Raw genomic sequence first — 17112 nt, 5'->3', positions numbered from 1 at the left:
TCACCTTTCCACGGGTGTGGCCGTGTCCCACGTGGCGCTGAAACTGTCCGCGTACACGTCGAACATGCCGCCCCCGCGATTGCGCCGCAGGTGCCACACGGGTGCCCGGTAGGCGTTGACGCCCCAGGCGTGCGTGTTGACCAGCATCTGGTCGTCGGCCCGGTACAGGCTGTTGTAGAGAGTCGTCCCGTGCGTGCGCAGTTCGATGCCGGGTATGTCGGTCAACTGCCGGTAGTGCATGAGCGCCAAGCGGCAGCGGGACTCGATACCGTGGCCGAACTTCTCCTCCTTTCCGCGCTGTTGGACATTGGGGCTGTCCGCTTCACCGATGGCGATGCGGACGGCGCAGCCTTCGGTCGCGCGCTTGCGCAGCAGGTCATTGAGTCCGGGATACGCCTCGTGGAGGAACACGGCTGCGTAGACCAGTACGTCGATCTGTCGGCGTGCCGCGGCGAAGAGGTCCACAAACATGGAAACGGGAAGGTCTGCCCGCTGTTCGTAGAGTGCCAGGAGCTCGGAACTCACGCCACGCGCGGCGCGTGCCTGGCGGAGTGCCGGCCACAGCGCGTGTACGTCTTCCTTCAAGGTCTCGGCGGCCTTCAGTGCTGTTGCCCGCCGGGGGACGCGCCCGAGGTTGACCCATCTTTCAACGCTCTTGGGGTCGACACCCGTCGCTTCGGCCAGGCCTGCGTGAGTCCACCCCCCGGCTGTCATGGTGGCTCGCAAGCGCTCGTTGGGCATGCAGGTGGCTCCCTCGGGGGTTCGCTGACATTGCAGGGACGTTCTACCTCCTGTGGGACGTCCCGAAGTGGGAAATGTGCGAGGTTCCTACGTCCCGGTGACAGGCGCGACGATCGCCCGACCAAATGGCGTGCGAGGAGAGTGTTCATGTCTGATTCGACCCATCACCGACCGTCCGTCGACCATTCCCCGTGGTTCGGCACCGACCCGGTGCCGGAGCCCGGGTGTGATGTGTGCGGGGCCTTGGCCGGGGAACGGCGTCGGGCACGGTCCGAAAGTGACCTGTCGAGGGTCAGCGCCGTGAACGTGGAGATCCGGCGCCACCCGCACGCGAAGCGGCGGGGGCGTTCATGACCTCGGCGGGAGAGCGCCTGATCTCTTCGCGCCACGGCCTGTGTGCGGGGCACCACCCGATCCGGTACGGCCCGGTGATCCCGGCGGGCGCTGTCGCGGTCGTGGACTACTGGAACTGGAACTGGTATCAGTTCTGACACAGAGTCAGATATTGGGGCGGGTACGCACCGGTTCGCGGGAGGCAGCAGCCATGACCGAGCTTGTCGAACACGGAAAACTGTTCATCGGCGGGGAGTTGGTCGATCCGCTGGGCCGGGAAGTGATCGAGGTCGTCTCGCCCCACACCGAGCAGGTCATCGGCCGGGTGCCGCACGCCTCCCGGGCGGATGTGGACGCGGCCGTCGCCGCCGGGCGACGGGCGTTCGACGAGGGGCCCTGGCCCCGGATGAGCCTGGACGAGCGGATCGCGGTGGTGACCAGGATCAAGGACGCGTTCGCCGTCCGGTACGAGGAGATCGCCAGGGTCATCAGCTCGGAGAACGGCACCCCGTACACGTCGAGCGTCATGGTGCAGGCGCTCGCCGCGATGATGGTGTGGGACTCGGCGATCACCGTGGCCCGGGACTTCCCGTACGAGGAGCGGCGGGCCGGGGCACTCGGACCGCTGCTGGTGCGGCGGGAGCCGGTCGGGGTGGTCGCGGCCGTCGTGCCGTGGAACGTTCCGCAGTTCACCGCCGCCGCCAAGCTCGCGCCCGCACTGCTGGCGGGCTGCTCCGCCGTGCTCAAGGTCTCGCCCGAATCCCCGCTGGACGCCTACATCCTGGCCGAGATCGCCGCCGACGCCGGGCTGCCGGAGGGCGTGCTCTCCATCCTTCCGGCCGACCGCGAGGTCAGTGAGTACCTGGTCGGGCATCCCGGCGTGGACAAGGTGTCGTTCACCGGGTCGGTGGCCGCCGGGCGCCGGGTGATGGAGGTCGCCTCCCAAAACCTCACCCGCGTCACACTGGAGTTGGGCGGCAAGTCCGCCGCGGTGATCCTTCCCGACGCCGATCTGGACGCCGCCGTCGCGGGCATCGTCCCCTTCGCCTGGATGATCAACGGCCAGGCGTGCGTGGCCCAGACGCGCATCCTCGTCCCGCGCTCCCGCTACGACGAGACGGCCGAGGCGTTCGCCGCCGCGGCGTCCGCGCTGAAGGTCGGCGACCCGCTCGAGCCGGCCACCGAACTCGGCCCCCTGGTCGCACGGCGCCAGCAGCAGCGCTCGCTCGACTACATCCGGATCGGCCAGGACGAGGGCGCCAAGATCCTCACCGGCGGCGGCCGCCCGGCGTCCCAGGAACGGGGCTGGTACGTCGAGCCGACCCTCTTCGGCGACGTCGACAACTCGATGCGGATCGCCCGCGAGGAGATCTTCGGCCCCGTCATCTGCCTGCTGCCGTACGGTGACGAGGAGGAGGCCGTACGGATCGCCGACGACTCCGACTACGGGCTCAGCGGCAGCGTCTGGACCGCCGACACCGAGCGCGGCATCGACATCGCCCGCCGCGTCAGAACGGGCACGTACAGCGTGAACACCTTCAGCCTCGACATGCTCGGCCCGTTCGGCGGGTACAAGAACTCCGGACTGGGCCGGGAGTTCGGGCCCGAGGGGTACGGCGAGTACTTCGAGCACAAGATGATCCACCTGCCGGCCGGATACGAGGGGGCGTGATGGGCGACCGCTGGGCCGTGGAGGTCGACCGAGGGGTCTGCATCGGCTCCGGGATGTGTGTGAACCACGCACCGGGTGCCTTCGCCCTGGACACCGCCCGCCAGTCCCGCCCGTCGGCCCCGGAGACCGGCGCCGACGAGAAGGTCCTCGCGGCCGCGGAGGGGTGCCCGGTCGAGGCGATCACGATCACACTGACCGACTCGGGAGAGGTCGTCTTCCCACCGGAGGAGTAGGCGGCGGTTCTCCCGCGCGAACTCGAACGACGCACGTGAAGCCGGCCCGTACCGGAGCGAATCCGGTACGGGCCGACTCGTTGTCTCCGTGCTTCCGGGACCAGTGGCCGGTGCCCCTGTCGCGGGCGACGAGGTCCACGTACCCGTTCGCGCGCAGGTCGCGTGCGGTGGTCGGTCGAGCTGCGGAAGACTGTCCGGATGATCTCCTCGACCTCCGGGACGCCACAGGAACGGGCCCTTGGGCATGTCGCGAAGCTGGCGTCGGGCCCGCCGTTGGATCCGGCGCTGCGGGTGACCCTCAACTTCCACCCGGATCGGCTGCTGCGCGGCAGGCCGGTCCTGGACGCCATGGCCGAGGACGGTGGCTACCGCTCGCAGTTCGTCACGGGGACCAGTAACGGCGGACTGACCGCGCATCCCGGTGGTGACCGCTGGCGTTGGGAGAGCCGGATCTTCGGTGGTGCGTACGACGAAGCGCCCGCTCGTGAGCGGCCGGTCTACGGGGCGTTGGACTTCCGCCGCAAACCCGCCGGCGCGGCACCGAGGTTCGGCTCCGCCCATTTCCGGCTGACGCCCGAGACGCTGACGCGGACCACGTTCTGCTACCCGGACAGCTTCCTCGAACCCTCGGACTTCGGTGTCGCGGCCCGCATGGGGCTCATCGAACTCGCCCTCGCCGACCGGCAGGACGACCTCGACGACTACATCGAGGCGCAGGTCCACGGGCCCGTACGGCCGGACGGCCATGTGGAGGCGCTGGTCCTGGACCCCTGCTACCGGGGCTCGGCCGTGGAGGAGGCGGCCCTGCGTCTGGGCTGCCCCGTGGAGTGGCACCCCGGCTTCCGGCTCACGGTCGATGAGCTTCTGCGCCATCCCGGCTACCGGGGGCAGGAATACGTCGACCTGGGCGTACGGATCGCCGTCGACGGTGTGCTCGATCCGCGCATCGTCGGGGAGGCGGCCCGGGCCGGACACCATGACCTCCAGGCGATCAAGAAGGTGTGGCACTGCGTTGCGCGTTTCGGGGCGCCCGGAAGGGTCGCTGACGATTCGGTGAGTCCGGCACCGGCATAGGCGGCTGCGTGCGTTCAACCGTCCGTTGTCCGCCCGGCCGGCACGTCCGCTGAGGGCAGGGGCCTCCGGTACGTGAGGCGGCGCGGCTTCGCCGCGCTCCCGCCGGCTCAGTCGTACCGGCGCAGCAGTCCGGCCACGTACGCCTCCAGCCGTTCCCCCAGCACCTCGGGCGTCAGATCGTCCCGTCCCAGCTCGCGCCACGGTCCGGCCAGTTTGGCCGCGTCCGGGCAGTAGTGCAGGGCGTCGAGCAGCCGCCAGTACAGGTGGTCGGGGCCGGTGGCCAGGCCGTGGCCGCCCTGCGCCTCGTACCGGCCGCGGAAGTCCAGCCCGTACGCCGGTCCGTGCAGCAGGGCGAGCGCGGTCGAGCAGTGCGCCACATCCAGGTCGGCCGGGCCCCACGAGGTCTCGACCCAGTCCACGACACCGGTGATCCGCAGCTCGCGCCCCGTTCCCGAGAAGAGCACGTTCCCGGGGTGGAAGTCGCGGTGCAGGAAGCGGCCTTCGTACGGCGGCGGGTCGCGGCGGATCACGTCCACGGCCCGCTCCCACAGGGGGCCGTCCGGGGCGCGGACGCGTTCCGGGGACGTCCACGCCTGGTAGTGGCGCGGCCTTTCGGCCGGTACGACACCGTGGATGCGGACGAGTTGGGCCGCGAGCAGGTCCAGGCGCCGGTCGAGGTCGTCCCCGTCGACGCGGACCCGGCCCGGCAGCGCGGACATCAACAGGGTCGGGTGGTCGCAGTGTTCGGCGGTGGCGTCCACGGCGAGGGGGCCGGGCGCGGGGACGGAGTCCTGCTCGGCGAGCAGCGCCAGGACGGACGCCTCGCGGTTCAGTAGACCGGGAGCGTGGTGGCGGAAGAAGGGCTTCACGAAGGTGCGTTGCACCAGGTCCGTGCCGTCGTCGAGGGTCAGCCGGCGCATCTGGGAGCTCCAGCCGCCGGTCAGGAGACGGGAGCCGGCCACCGAGCGGCCGGGGCCTGTCTGCTTGGCCACCCACGCGCGCGTCGCCGTCCAGCCCCGGTCGCCGAGCCCGGTCAGCACCGCCGCCACGAACTCCCGCCGGTCGTCGCCGTGGTCGCGGAACCACTGGCCGAGTCGGTGCGTCGCGTCCGGCAGGTCGAGTCGTGTGTACTGGGCGCGCGCGGCCAGTGCCTCCTGTACGGCCTCGGTCACTTCGGGCGGGATCACCGCGTCCGTGCCCGGCACGGCGAGCACGGCCCGGCCCCCGTACGCCCGCAGCGCGTCGAGCGCGGGTGCCTCCCGCCAGCTGTCCGGCTGCCGGATGATTCCGCTGAACCGGCCGTCCCCGTCCCCGAAGGGCTCGTCCCACGCCTCGGCGGCGTACACGGCGGGCGCGCACAGCCCCATCGCCACCACACGGTCCCCGTAGTGCCGGGCGAGATCGGCCACCGTCTGCCCGCTCATGCTGAACCCCACCAGGACCAGCGGTCCGTCCGCCCCCGCGTACGCCTCGATCACCGCCACGGCCTGGTCGAACCGTCGCCGCAGGCTCAACTCGCCGAGCTTCCCGGTGCTTTCGCCGTGCCCGGAGAAGTCGAAGGCGATCGCGCGGCAGCCGTGGGCCGCGAACTCCCGTGCCAGCGGCAGCAGTCGCTCCTTGCTGCCGGTGCCCGCGCCGTGCAGCAACACGGCGGTGGTCCCGGCGGTGGTCCCGGACGGCTCACCGCCGTACACACCGCTGAGCCGTTCGCCGCCGTGGTCGTGGGTGAAGTCGAGGAGCATGCCTCCCATTCACTCATGAACGGCTTCCGCACCCTGCGGGGGCGTGGCGGGCGCCGGTCTCCATGGGGAGCGACGGGTCGGCTCCCTTGTGCCGGAATTTAACCGAATCTTCTTGCTGAATTTTATATATGCATGATAAATGCGGTCGAGGCGCGAGCGTTGTGAGCGGGCTCTGAGTTCGGGGTGGTCGGAAAGGGGTGGAGTGCCTTTGGGGGGCTTTCCATTTGGTCAAAAGGTGGATGTGGAATGTTCAACACCTGGCTAAGGATTTCTCCGTGGGCAGGGTTCCGGGGGGTTGGTCGAGTGGTTCTTATGCCTTCTGACCTGGGTGTGTCACCGAGGGTTCATGGAGTGTCGCGCTTCGATTTTTCGTCCCGCCGATCCCTTTGTGTCGCTGCCGGGCGTACCGTCTCAACAGATTGTTGATCAAGGTCCACATCTCCCGGCTGCGGCGATGTGGATGTATTCGGTGTGCCCTCATTCGTCATGTCTCAAAGGAGAAGACGTGCCCGCGGCAGAACAGGCGATGCGGATACGGGGCCGGGTATTACCCTGGGGCCGGGCGGTTCCGCACGCCGGGGCGGCGCAGTTGCGCGGCATCGCGCAGGTGGTGCTCGTCGGCAGTCCGTGGTCCGGGCTGCTGTTCGCGGTCGCGCTGTTCGTCGGCGGCCGGTGGCTAGGGGTGTTCGGGCTGCTCGGGACCGTCGCGTCCACCGGGGCGGCGGTCCTGCTCGGAGCGGACCGGAAGGGTGTGGGGCAGGGGCTTCAGGGGTACTGCGGGTGCCTGACCGGCCTCGCCCTGGTGATCCGGCTCGGCGCCTCGTGGCAGACCGCGGTGCTGGTCGTACTCGGGGCGGCGGTCTGCGCCGTGCTGAGCGGGGCGGTGGGCCGCCTGCTCACCCCCCTCGGGCTGCCCGTGCTGACGGCCCCGTACTGTCTGGTCGTCAGCGCCCTGACGGCCGCCCTGTCGAAGGGCCCGGTCGCCGCCGGGTCGACCGCGCGGGTGCCAGGGTTCACGGAGCTGACGACCGCCGAAGCAGGGCGGGCGCTCTGCAACAACATCGGCCAGATCTTCTACCTCGACACCTGGTACGCGGGGCTGATCGTGCTCGCCGGGCTCCTCGTCGCCTCCCGGACCGTGGCGCTCGCGGCGGTGGGCGCCAGCGCCGTGGCGCTCGTGACGGCCTGCGCGGCCGGACTGCCCGCCGCCTCGATCACCGCCGGGCTGTACGGCTACAACGCGGTGCTCTGCGCCATCGCGCTGGGCGCCGTGTTCCTGACCCCCACCGTGTGGACCGCCGGTTACGCGGTACTCGCCGCCATCGCCTCGGTCCCCTTCGCCGCCGCCTGGGAAGCCTTCGCCCGGTCGTCCGGCACAACCCCCTTCACCTGGCCGTTCACCGTGACGACCTGGCTCTTCCTGGCGGCCGGTCCGGCCCTGGACCGCCCCGGGCTCTCCTTCGGACACACATCTTCGAGAAAGCAGGCGTGACGTCATGAACCTCGCACCGCGGGAAATCGACAAACTCCATGTCTATGTGGTCGCGGACCTGGCCCGCCGCCGCCGCGACCGGGGAACCAAGCTCAACTACAGCGAAGCCGCCGCCCTGATCACCGAGGCCGTCCTGGAGGCCGCCCGCGACGGCCACACCGTCGCCGAATGCATGGAGCTGGGCCGCAAGGTCGTCAAGGGCGACGAAGTGATGCCCGGCGTAAGGGAGATGCTCACCGTCCTCCAGGTCGAGACGGCCTTCGTCGATGGGACGAAGCTGGTCACCTGCCACGACCCGATCAGCGCCCCGGACGCCTGAGCCGTCCGAGACGTCCTGGACATCCGAGATGCCCGAGACGGCTGAGGCGAATCAGGCGACTGAGGCGGCTGACGACCGAGACGACTGAGAGACCTAGGAGACGCAGATGTCGGGCGGAGCCCACTACCTCTACGGGGACGACCCCGTGGAGATCAACGCCAACCGTGCCAGGAGCAGGCTCACCGTCGCCAACACCGGTGACCGGGCCATCCAGGTCGGCTCCCACTACCACTTCTTCGAGACCAACCGCGCCCTGCGCTTCGACCGCGAGGCCGCCTACGGAATGCGCCTGGACATCCCCTCCGGAACCGCAGTGCGCTTCGAGCCCGGCGACACCCGTGAGGTGGAGCTCTGCGCCTTCGGCGGCAACGGCCGGCTCACCGGCTTCGCCGCACTCGTCAACGGCGGCCTGTCCGCCCCGGACACCCGGCGCGACGCGCTCCGCCGCGCCGCGGAACTCGGCTTCGTACAGCCCGGGTCCGGAGCCGGGAAGAACGAAGAAGAGGAGCGGAACTGATGGCGATCATCCCGCGCAAGCAGTACACGGATCTGTTCGGCCCCACCGTGGGCGACCGGTTCCACCTGGCCGACACCAACCTGATCGTCGAGGTCGAGTACGACCACAACGCCGGTTCCTACGGTGAGGAGGCCGTCTACGGCGGTGGCAAGGCCATCAGGGACGGCATGGCCCAGGACCCGTCCGCGCTCAACCGCGAGGGCGCGCTGGACCTCGTCGTCACCAACGTCGTGGTCCTCGACCCGGTCCTCGGCGTCGTCAAGGGCGACATCGGGGTGCGCGGCGGCCTGATCGTCGGCGTCGGCAAGGCGGGGAACCCGCATCTCCAGAACGGGGTCGACCCCAAGCTCGTCATCGGCCCCGGCACCGAGGTGATATCCGGCGAGCACCTCATCGCCACCGCGGGCGGCGTGGACACGCACATCCACTTCATCGCGCCCCAGCAGGCCCAGGAGGGCCTGTCCAACGGCATCACCACCTTCTTCGGCGGCGGCACCGGACCCACCGACGGAACCAACGGCACCACCTGCACCCCCGGCCCCTGGAACATCCACCGGATGCTGGAGGCCGTGGAGGACCTGCCGGTCAACGTGGGGCTGCTCGGCAAGGGCAACGGCAGCCTGCCCGAGGCCCTGCGCGAGCAGGTCGAGGCGGGAGCGGCCGGGCTGAAGGTGCACGAGGACTGGGGCGCCACCCCCGCCTCGATCGACACCGCGCTGCGGGTCGCCGACGAGTACGACGTACAGATGGCCATCCACACCGACACCCTCAACGAGGGCGGCTTCTACGAGGACACCCTCTCCGCGATCGACGGCCGGACCATCCACACCTTCCACACCGAAGGTGCGGGCGGCGGCCACGCCCCCGACATCATCCGGGTCTCCGGCGAGGCCAACGTACTGCCGGCCTCCACCAACCCCACCCTGCCGTACACCGTCAACGCGGTGGACGAGCTGCTGGACATGGTGATGGTCTGTCACCACCTTTCCCGCGACATCCCCGAGGACGTCTCGTTCGCCGACAGCCGGGTGCGCGCCGAGACGATCGCGGCCGAGACCGTACTGCACGACCTCGGCGTCATCAGCATCTTCTCCTCCGACTCCCAGGCCATGGGCCGGGTCGGCGAGTCCTTCCTCCGGGCGTTCCAGACGGCGCACCACTGCAAGGAGATGCGCGGCCCGCTGGCGCAGGACAGCTCCCGCAACGACAACGCGCGCGTCCTGCGGTACCTGGCCAAGCTGACCATCAACCCCGCGACCGCGGTCGGCGCCTCGGACGTGATCGGTTCCCTGGAGCCCGGCAAGCTCGCCGACATCGTGCTCTGGCCGATCCACTCCTTCGCCGCCAAGCCCAAGACGATCATCAAGGGCGGCATGGTCAACTGGGCCCTGATGGGCGACCCGAACGCCTCGCTGCCGACGCCCCAACCGGTGTACTACCGGCCGATGTTCGGCACCCATGGCCGGGCGAAGCAGCGCACCTCGGTGACGTTCATGTCGCAGGCGTCCATCGCCGCCGGGGTTCCGGAGGAGCTGGGGCTCCAGCGGCGCGTCGAGCCCGTGCGGCGCTGCCGGACCATCGGCAAGCAGCACATGGTGCGCAACGACGCGCTGCCGCGCATCGAAGTGGACCCGGAGACGTACAAGGTCACCGTGGACGGTGAGCCCGCCACCATCGAGCCGGCCGAGCGGCTTCCGCTCAACCACCTCTTCTACATCGTCTGACGCATGCCCGACATCATCTGACGACCACCCGCGTCCCTCGACCGACGACCGCCCGGATACATCGTCCGTCGACGACCGCCCGAATACATCGTCCGACAACTGCCCGAACGGAATCCCCGGTGTGAACGAACCGATACCGATCCCGGCGCTGCTGACCGGACTGCAGCTCACCGACTCGGCCTTCCCCAGCGGCTACTACACCCTCTCCCACGGCCTGGAGGGCTTCCAGCAGGCCCGCGCGGTCACCCCGTCCGGCCTGCCGGCGGTCCTGCACGACCTGCTGCGCCACAGCGTGGGCCCGGCCGACGCCACCGCCCTCGCGCTCGCCCACCGTGCGGTCGCCGCCGACGACTGGGAGCAGGTGGTGGCCGTGGAGCAGCGGCTGCACGCCACCAAACTGGGCCGTGAGGCCCGGCAGGCCACCGTCCGCACCGGGCGGCAACTGCTGGACCTGGCCGGCGAGGTGTACGGCACCGCGCCGATCGAGCGGTACCGGGGCCTGTACCGGGACGGCGCCGTACGCGGCTGCCAGCCGGTCGTCGCCGCCGTCGTCCACGCCGGAAACGGGCTGCCCGTCCGCCAGGCGGTCACCTGCGAACTGTTCGCCTTCGCGGCCGGTTTCGTGGGGGCCGCCCTGCGGCTGCGGCTCACCGACCACCGCCGGGCGCAGGTCGTGCTGCACGGCGCCGCCCCGGTGATCGAGGAGACCGTCGAGGCCGCCCTGGCACGGGACCTGGCCGACATCGGGGGCTGCGTCCCCGTGGCGGACGCCATGGCCGGACGCCACGAGCGCGCCGAGGCACGGCTGTTCGCCAGCTAAGGGCTGTCCCCCGAATCGGTCCGGATCAGGCGCCGGGGCACGCGAGCCCGGAGTGATCCGGACGGGAGGCCCCGGGGCACCCCTTCACAACCCTTCCACCGCACCACACGACACCAGACGGGACCACCATGCACGACCCCATGCAGGCCAGGCACCACCACCACGACGACGAACTCATGCGGCGGCCGAAGGACGGCGTACTGCGCGTCGGGATCGCCGGACCGGTCGGCTCCGGCAAGACCGCGCTGATCGAGGCGCTCGTCCCGGTGCTGATCGAGCGCGGCCGGACCCCCGCCGTCATCACCAATGACATCTTCACCACCGAGGACGCCGCGCATGTGCGCCGCACCCTGGCCGGAATCCTCGACGCCGAGCGGATCGTCGGCGTGGAGACCGGGGCCTGCCCGCACACCGCCGTCCGGGACGACCCGACGATGAACCAGGCGGCCGCGGACGAACTCCTGGAGCGCTTCCCCGAGGTGGACACCCTGCTCTTCGAGAGCGGCGGGGACAATCTCACCCTCACCTTCAGCCCCGCGCTGGTCGACCTGTTCCTGTTCGTGCTGGACACCGCCGAGGGCGACAAGATGCCCCGCAAGCGCGGCCCCGGCATCACCGAGTGCGAACTGCTCGTCATCAACAAGGTGGACATCGCCCCCTACGTACGGTGCGACCTCGGCGTCATGGAGTCGGACGCGCACCTCGTCCGGGACGGCCGGCCGGTGGTGCTGACCAATTCGCTCACCGGAGAGGGCCTCGGCACCGTCGCCGACTTCCTCCTGTCCCACGAAGCCGCCCAGGAGACGGCCTCCGCGTGACCGGGGCGCCCGCGCGGCTGGACCCCGCGCACTACGAACCCCGGCGGGTACCGGCCCGGATGCTCGAACTCACCGGCAGCCCGGACACCCTGGCCGCCGGGCGCCCCGGCAAGGTCGGCCTGCTCGAACTGGGCTACGCGCGGGCGGGCGGGCGGACCGAACTCGTCGACCGGTACCAGAAGTCACCGCTGCAGATCATGCGCCCGCTGTACATCGATCCGCTGCGCCCCGACCTTCCGGTGACCTGTCTGATGTCGACCGGCGGCGGCATCATCCAGGCCGACCGCAACCGGATCGACATCGACTGCGGCCCCGGTACGTCGGTCCACCTGACCACGCAGGCCGCCACCAAGGTGCACCGGATGGAGTTCGACCACGCGAGCCAGATCGTCAACCTGGCTGCGGGGGAGGGGAGTTACGTCGAGTATCTGCCGGACTCCCTCATCCCCTTCCGGGACTCCCGCTTCTACCAGCACACCCGGGTGACCGTCGACCCGACCGCAACCGTGCTGCTGGGCGAGACGATCGCGGCCGGACGGCTGGCCCGTGGCGAACGGCACGCCTACCGGATGCTCTTCAGCGATCTGGAGGTCCGGCGCCCCGACGGGACGCTCCTGGCGGTGGACAGCGTCCGGCTCGACCCGCACGGGCCGGGCGGGGTCACCGGACCGGCCGTCTTCGCGGGCCACGACCTGATGGCCTCCCTGTACGCGGTCACCCCGCTCGCCCCCGCGGCCCGGGTCGCCGACACCCTCCACGAGGCGCTCGAACCGACCGGTCTGCTCTTCGGGGCGAGCACCCTGCCCGACGACTGCGGGGCGTGGGTCCGGGTCGTCGGCAGCGACCCGCCCGCCCTCACCCGCGCGATGCGCGCCGCGTGGGACGCCGTGCGGCGGCTGCTCATCGGCGTCCCGGCCCCGGACCTGCGCAAGACCTGACCGCGCGGACCGGAGACCGGGGCCGGACGCCGCCCCGGCCCCCGGACACCGCTCAGGCCGCGCACCCGGCGTCCGCGATCACGAAGTGGCCGGCCGGCGACTCCCGCAGGGTGTGGGTGACGAACACGTTGTACAGGCCCATGTCCTGGTCCGAGCCGTTGGCGTACACCTGACCGCCCGTGGTGTGCGCCCGGCCCGCCGCCACCTGCGCGTAGTTGGTCGCGGTGAAGCACCGGGCCGGGGTGCCGCCGGTGGTGGTCGCCGTCACCTGGGGCGAGGCGGTGCCGGGCGTGCCCGATCCGTCGAGGGCCGTCACCGAGTAGCGGTACGCCGTGCCGGCGGTGAGACCGGTGTCCGTGTACGTCGTACCGGAGGTGGCGGCCACCTCGGCGCCGTCACGGCGCACCGCGTACGAGTCCGCTCCCGCGACCGCGTCCCAGGACAGCGAGACACGGTCCGCCGAGACGTCCGTGACACGCAGACCGGACGGGGCGGGAAGCTGCTCCCCGCCGCCGGGCACATCCCGGTCCAGGCCCCAGAAGACACCGGTGTGATACGTCGAGCAGATGGCGTTCAGGAAGTACGCGGCCGTCGTCCCGCACTGCTCGGCGCCCGAGCCGGGGCTCACGGCCAGACCGTGGCCCATGCCGGAGACGGAGTACGTCACCACCGCCGGATTCCCCGAGGCGTCGTCGTACACGCTGCGCGTCGTGCTGCCGGGGAGGCTGTCCGTGGCCGACGGGGTCTGGCCGATGCCCCAGACGTCCGTCCACTGGTCGCGCAGGGCCGTCGCGTTGGCCGGGTACACCGTGTAGTCGGCGCTGCCCTGCCAGATTGCCACCCGGGGCCAGGGGCCCGCGTACCCGGGGTGGGCGGCGCGCACCTTGTCGCCCCACTGCGCGGGCGTCAGCTTCTGCGGGCCCGTCTGGCAGCCGGACGCGCCGGCCTGGCTCGTCGCGCACTGGGCGGGCAGCCCCGAGGCCACGGAACCGCCCGCGAACACGTCCGGGTAGGCGGCCAGCAGATCGGCCGTCATCCCGCCGCCCGCCGAGAGGCCGGTGACGTACACCCGGCGGCCGTCCGAGCCGTACTGCTGCTTCGCGTACTCCACCATCTGCACGATCGAGGCGGCCTCGCCCCGGCCCCGGCCGTCCTCGGCCGGATCGAACCAGCCGAAGCAGGACAGCGCGTTGTTGGCGGCCGTGGTCTGCGGGAACACCACGGCGAAGCCCCACAGATCGGCGTACTTCGGCCAGCCCGAGTTCGTGTAGTAGTCGTTCGCGGTCTGCGTGCAGCCGTGCAGGGCGACGACCAGCGGCGCGTTCGCCGGCAGGGACGCGGGGGCGTACTCGTACATCTGGAGATTGCCGGGGTTCGCGCCGAAGCCGGTGACCTGTTGCAGACCACCGGCCGCAGCGGCCGGCGGCGCCGCTCCGGTGGCACCGAGCATCGCCGCGACGAGGGCGAGAGCGGCCGTGGGGGCGACGCGCCGGAGCAGGCGTCGCAGGATCGATGGGCGCACGGGTGCCTCCCTGAGAGGGCTGGACCGGCTGATCGGACACTGCCGGCGGACGCTACGGGCCCCCCGTGCCCCCGCCCATGGGCCCGGCTGCCACTCCTCGGCACCGGCTGTGTGCGGCACCGCCGTTGCGGGCCCCGGCCGGCGGCCGCGCGCCGTGCCCGGCCCGGCACACCGCAGGCCCGCCGCCGGACCCGCCCCATGTACGCCGCCACCATGCCGGCGTACGACGGTGTGTGCACCGACCCCGTGTGACGTGGGCCCCGGCCTCCTTACGGTGACGGCCATGGAGACTCCTCAGCCCCAGGCCCCCGGGCCCGCCCCGCTCACCGTCCCGCCCGCCGCGAACCTGCCGCTGACCGGGCGCACCGCGCTGGTGACCGGCGCCGCGAGCGGCATCGGGCGGGCCTGCGCACAGGCCCTGGCGGCGGCCGGCGCCCATGTGCACGTGGTGGACAAGGCCGCCGACGCCGCGAAGAGCCTGGCGGAGTCGATCGGCGGGACGGCATGGGTGGCCGATCTCGCCGTCCCCGACGTGGTGGACGCGCTGCCCGCCGACGTGGACGTCGTGGTCAACAACGCCGGGCTCCAGCACGTCGCCCCCGTGCACGAATTCCCGCCGGACCGCTTCGCACTGATCCAGCGCGTCATGGTGGAGACCCCGTTCCGCATCTTGCGCCGGACCCTGCCGGGCATGTACGAACGCGGCTGGGGGCGCGTGGTCAACATCTCGTCGGTGCACGGACTGCGGGCCAGCCCCTACAAGTCGGCCTATGTGACGGCCAAACACGCACTGGAGGGACTCAGCAAGGTGGTCGCGCTCGAAGCGGCGGAGCACGGGGTGACGAGCAACTGCGTCTGCCCCGGATACGTACGCACCCCGCTGGTCGAGAACCAGATCGCCGACCAGGCCCGTACGCACGGCATCTCCGAGGAGGAGGTGGTGGGCAGGGTCATGCTGGAACGCAGTGCGATCAAGCGGCTGATCGACCCAGGCGACGTCGCCGAGGCCGTGCTGTGGCTGTGCGGGCCGCGCACCGGGCACATCACCGGAACCTCGCTCGCCATGGACGGCGGCTGGACCGCCAACTGACCCGCCGCCCCGCGAATCCCGCCCCGCGAATCCCGGCCTCCACGAATCCCGCCCCCGACGAATCCTGGCCGCCCATGTCTGAACCGTCCGCCTCCACCTCCGCCGCACCCCATCTGCGACGTCTGCTCGACCTGCTGGCCGACGACGCCCCCGCCGAGGCACTGGGCGCCGTCTCCTCCCAGGCGCGGGCCGCCGGGGTGTCCGCCGGCGATCTGGCGGAGGTGGAGCGGGGCACTGCCGCCGCCCTGCGGATCAGGGGCGCCCTGCGCCAGCACCGCCGCCGCGAACTCCAGCTCACCGCGCTCTTCGACACCGCGGGCGACCTGGCCGCCTCCCGCGACCTGGACGAGGTGCTGAACGCCATCGTCCGCCGGGCCAGGATGCTGCTCGGCACGGACACCGCCTACCTCACGCTCCCCGACGAGGAGGCGGGCGACACCTACATGCGGGTCACCGACGGGTCGGTGTCGGTGGCCTTCCAGCGCCTGCGGCTGGAGCTGGGCGAAGGGCTCGGCGGGCTGGTGGCGCAGACCGCGAGCCCCTACGCCACCCACGACTACCGCACCGACGACCGCTTCCACCACACCCGCAACATCGACTACGCGGTACTCGACGACGGGCTCGTCGCCATCCTGGGCGTGCCGCTGCTCCTCGGCTCCAGCCGCGGCGGCACCGGAAAGGTCATCGGCGTCCTCTTCGCCGCCGACCGGGCCCCCCGCGTCTTCGGCCCCGACGAGGTCGCCCTGCTCTGCTCGCTCGCCGCCCATGCCGCGATCGCCATCGACACCGCCCGCGCGCTCGCCGACACCCGGTCCGCACTCGACGAACTGGCCGACACCAACGCCGAACTGGCCGAGGCCAACGCCGCGGTGCGGGAGCACTCGGCGGCCATGCGCCGGGCCGAGGAGTCCCACGACCGGCTCACCGACCTGGTGCTGCGCGGCCGGGACGTCAAGGACGTCGCCGCGGCGGTCGCCGGGCTGCTGGACTCCCCGCTGACCATCCACGACCCCGGCGGACGGCCGCTGGCGGCCGTCCGGCCCGACGGCGCGGACTTCGCCGCCGACGGCATGGACGCCGGCTGGCTGGCCGAGACCGCCGAGGAGTCCCGCACCGGCGCCCGCGCCGTGCACCGCGACGGCCGGTGGATCTGCGCGGTCCTCGCCGGGCAGGAGCTCCTGGCCGGTCTCGTCCTGCACCGGCGCGGGCAGCTCGACGACTCCGACCGGCGGCTGTTCGAGCGGGCCTCGGTGGTCACCGGACTGCTCCTGCTGCTGCGGCGCACCGTCGCCGAGACCGAGAACCGGATCCGGGGCGAGCTGATCTCCGACCTGCTGACCGACGCGGACCGCGACCCGGCCGGACTCACCGAACGCGGCCGCCGGCTGGGCATCGACCTCGACCGCCCGCATCTGCTGCTGGTGGCCGAGGGCGGGGCCCGGGAACGGCTGGCCCCCGCCGCGATGCGCTATCTGTTCGGCGGGGACATCCACGGGGTGAGCGCGGAACACGCCGGGGCCGTGGTGCTGCTGGTGGCGGCCGGTGACCCCGGACCGGCCGCGGGCGAAGCGGCCCGTGCGGCGGCGGCCCAGCTCGGCCGGCTCGCCCAGACCCCCGTCACCGTCGCCGCCACCGGCCCGGCGCGCGGCGCCCGCGAACTGGCCGCCGCCTACGGGGAGGCCGCCCGCTGCCTGCGCGCGATGCGGGTCCTCGGGCGCACCGGCGAGGGGGCCTGCGTCGAGGAGCTCGGTTTCCTCGGCGTGGTCCTGGGCAACGCCCAGGACGTCGACGGCTTCGTCTCGGCGACGCTCGGCCCGCTGCTGGAGTACGACGCGCGGCGCGGCACCCACCTGGTGCGCACCCTCGCCGCCTACTTCGGCTCCGGGGGCAGCCTCGTCCGGGCCAAGGACGAACTCCACGTGCACGTCAACACGGTGGTGCAGCGGCTGGACCGGGTGCAGGCGCTGCTCGGGCGCGACTGGAACGAACCGGGTCGCGCCCTGGAGCTGCAACTGGCCCTGAGACTGCACCTGCTGGCGGGCGGCCGGGAACGGTAGGAGCCGCCCGCCCCCGCTTC

Annotated in this window: 16 protein-coding genes; 13 read left to right on the top strand and 3 right to left on the bottom strand. The window is 71.7% G+C overall.

The window, feature by feature from the left end:
- Complete coding sequence (locus AADR41_RS11345) at positions 1-741, bottom strand: helix-turn-helix domain-containing protein (protein WP_342281217.1); 741 nt, start codon at positions 739-741, stop codon at positions 1-3.
- 350 nt (positions 742-1091) lie between these two features.
- Between AADR41_RS11345 and AADR41_RS11340 the strand changes: the two genes are divergently transcribed.
- From AADR41_RS11340 to AADR41_RS11325, 4 genes are all read left to right on the top strand, one after another.
- Entirely contained in the window at positions 1092-1232 is a 141-nt protein-coding gene (locus tag AADR41_RS11340; RefSeq protein WP_342281216.1) for a hypothetical protein, read from the top strand.
- Between the two features lie 53 nt (positions 1233-1285).
- Complete coding sequence (locus AADR41_RS11335) at positions 1286-2746, top strand: aldehyde dehydrogenase (protein ID WP_342281215.1); 1461 nt, start codon at positions 1286-1288, stop codon at positions 2744-2746.
- Positions 2746-2979 (top strand): ferredoxin, encoded by a 234-nt coding sequence (locus AADR41_RS11330; RefSeq protein ID WP_342281214.1) that lies wholly within the window; start codon positions 2746-2748, stop codon positions 2977-2979. Before AADR41_RS11335 ends, AADR41_RS11330 begins: the two co-directional genes overlap by 1 nt.
- Before the next feature lie 198 nt (positions 2980-3177).
- Positions 3178-4053 (top strand): DUF3626 domain-containing protein, encoded by an 876-nt coding sequence (locus tag AADR41_RS11325; RefSeq protein WP_342281213.1) that lies wholly within the window; start codon positions 3178-3180, stop codon positions 4051-4053.
- A gap of 107 nt (positions 4054-4160) precedes the next feature.
- On the opposite strand, the gene AADR41_RS11320 is transcribed toward AADR41_RS11325, so the two are convergent.
- The gene (locus tag AADR41_RS11320; RefSeq protein WP_342281231.1) at positions 4161-5795 is read right to left on the bottom strand and encodes an alpha/beta fold hydrolase; all 1635 of its coding nucleotides are present in this window, start codon (positions 5793-5795) and stop codon (positions 4161-4163) included.
- Positions 5796-6300: 505 nt separating this feature from the next.
- On the opposite strand from AADR41_RS11320, the gene AADR41_RS11315 reads away from it, so the two are divergent.
- From AADR41_RS11315 to AADR41_RS11285, 7 genes are all read left to right on the top strand, one after another.
- Positions 6301-7287: an urea transporter gene (locus AADR41_RS11315; protein ID WP_342281212.1), complete on the top strand. Its 987-nt coding sequence runs from the start codon at positions 6301-6303 to the stop codon at positions 7285-7287.
- A 4-nt stretch (positions 7288-7291) separates the two neighbouring features.
- Complete coding sequence (locus AADR41_RS11310) at positions 7292-7606, top strand: urease subunit gamma (protein ID WP_342281211.1); 315 nt, start codon at positions 7292-7294, stop codon at positions 7604-7606.
- A gap of 106 nt (positions 7607-7712) precedes the next feature.
- Positions 7713-8123: an urease subunit beta gene (locus AADR41_RS11305; RefSeq protein WP_342281210.1), complete on the top strand. Its 411-nt coding sequence runs from the start codon at positions 7713-7715 to the stop codon at positions 8121-8123.
- A complete protein-coding gene (ureC, locus tag AADR41_RS11300) occupies positions 8123-9847 on the top strand; it encodes an urease subunit alpha (protein ID WP_342281209.1) in 1725 nt (574 codons plus the stop codon). The genes AADR41_RS11305 and ureC overlap by 1 nt, the downstream gene beginning before the upstream one ends.
- A gap of 121 nt (positions 9848-9968) precedes the next feature.
- Positions 9969-10667 carry an urease accessory protein UreF gene (locus AADR41_RS11295; RefSeq protein WP_342281208.1) on the top strand — a complete coding sequence of 233 codons (699 nt, stop codon included), beginning with the start codon at positions 9969-9971 and terminating at the stop codon, positions 10665-10667.
- Between the two features lie 176 nt (positions 10668-10843).
- Positions 10844-11485, top strand: coding sequence for an urease accessory protein UreG (gene ureG, locus AADR41_RS11290; RefSeq protein WP_342281230.1), 642 nt, complete (start codon positions 10844-10846; stop codon positions 11483-11485).
- A gap of 59 nt (positions 11486-11544) precedes the next feature.
- A complete protein-coding gene (locus AADR41_RS11285; RefSeq protein ID WP_342281229.1) occupies positions 11545-12423 on the top strand; it encodes an urease accessory protein UreD in 879 nt (292 codons plus the stop codon).
- A 52-nt stretch (positions 12424-12475) separates the two neighbouring features.
- On the opposite strand, the gene AADR41_RS11280 is transcribed toward AADR41_RS11285, so the two are convergent.
- Complete coding sequence (locus AADR41_RS11280) at positions 12476-13945, bottom strand: extracellular catalytic domain type 1 short-chain-length polyhydroxyalkanoate depolymerase (RefSeq protein ID WP_342281207.1); 1470 nt, start codon at positions 13943-13945, stop codon at positions 12476-12478.
- A gap of 283 nt (positions 13946-14228) precedes the next feature.
- Between AADR41_RS11280 and AADR41_RS11275 the strand changes: the two genes are divergently transcribed.
- Complete coding sequence (locus AADR41_RS11275) at positions 14229-15035, top strand: 3-hydroxybutyrate dehydrogenase (RefSeq protein WP_342281206.1); 807 nt, start codon at positions 14229-14231, stop codon at positions 15033-15035.
- 74 nt (positions 15036-15109) lie between these two features.
- A complete protein-coding gene (locus AADR41_RS11270; protein ID WP_342281205.1) occupies positions 15110-17092 on the top strand; it encodes a helix-turn-helix domain-containing protein in 1983 nt (660 codons plus the stop codon).
- Positions 17093-17112: the final 20 nt, after the last annotated feature.

This window comes from Streptomyces sp. CLV115 (genome assembly GCF_038448545.1).
Taxonomy (GTDB): domain Bacteria; phylum Actinomycetota; class Actinomycetes; order Streptomycetales; family Streptomycetaceae; genus Streptomyces; species Streptomyces sanglieri.
The sequence above is the reverse complement of the archived record's forward strand: the minus strand, read 5'-3'. Positions and strand labels throughout refer to the sequence as shown.

Coding starts and splice junctions, on each gene's coding strand:
- AADR41_RS11345 (WP_342281217.1), bottom strand. CDS start 741: ATGCCCAACGAGCGCTTGCGAGCCACCATGACAGCCGGGGGGTGGACT.
- AADR41_RS11340 (WP_342281216.1), top strand. CDS start 1,092: ATGACCTCGGCGGGAGAGCGCCTGATCTCTTCGCGCCACGGCCTGTGT.
- AADR41_RS11335 (WP_342281215.1), top strand. CDS start 1,286: ATGACCGAGCTTGTCGAACACGGAAAACTGTTCATCGGCGGGGAGTTG.
- AADR41_RS11330 (WP_342281214.1), top strand. CDS start 2,746: ATGGGCGACCGCTGGGCCGTGGAGGTCGACCGAGGGGTCTGCATCGGC.
- AADR41_RS11325 (WP_342281213.1), top strand. CDS start 3,178: ATGATCTCCTCGACCTCCGGGACGCCACAGGAACGGGCCCTTGGGCAT.
- AADR41_RS11320 (WP_342281231.1), bottom strand. CDS start 5,795: ATGCTCCTCGACTTCACCCACGACCACGGCGGCGAACGGCTCAGCGGT.
- AADR41_RS11310 (WP_342281211.1), top strand. CDS start 7,292: ATGAACCTCGCACCGCGGGAAATCGACAAACTCCATGTCTATGTGGTC.
- AADR41_RS11305 (WP_342281210.1), top strand. CDS start 7,713: ATGTCGGGCGGAGCCCACTACCTCTACGGGGACGACCCCGTGGAGATC.
- ureC (WP_342281209.1), top strand. CDS start 8,123: ATGGCGATCATCCCGCGCAAGCAGTACACGGATCTGTTCGGCCCCACC.
- ureG (WP_342281230.1), top strand. CDS start 10,844: ATGCGGCGGCCGAAGGACGGCGTACTGCGCGTCGGGATCGCCGGACCG.
- AADR41_RS11285 (WP_342281229.1), top strand. CDS start 11,545: ATGCTCGAACTCACCGGCAGCCCGGACACCCTGGCCGCCGGGCGCCCC.
- AADR41_RS11275 (WP_342281206.1), top strand. CDS start 14,229: ATGGAGACTCCTCAGCCCCAGGCCCCCGGGCCCGCCCCGCTCACCGTC.
- AADR41_RS11270 (WP_342281205.1), top strand. CDS start 15,110: ATGTCTGAACCGTCCGCCTCCACCTCCGCCGCACCCCATCTGCGACGT.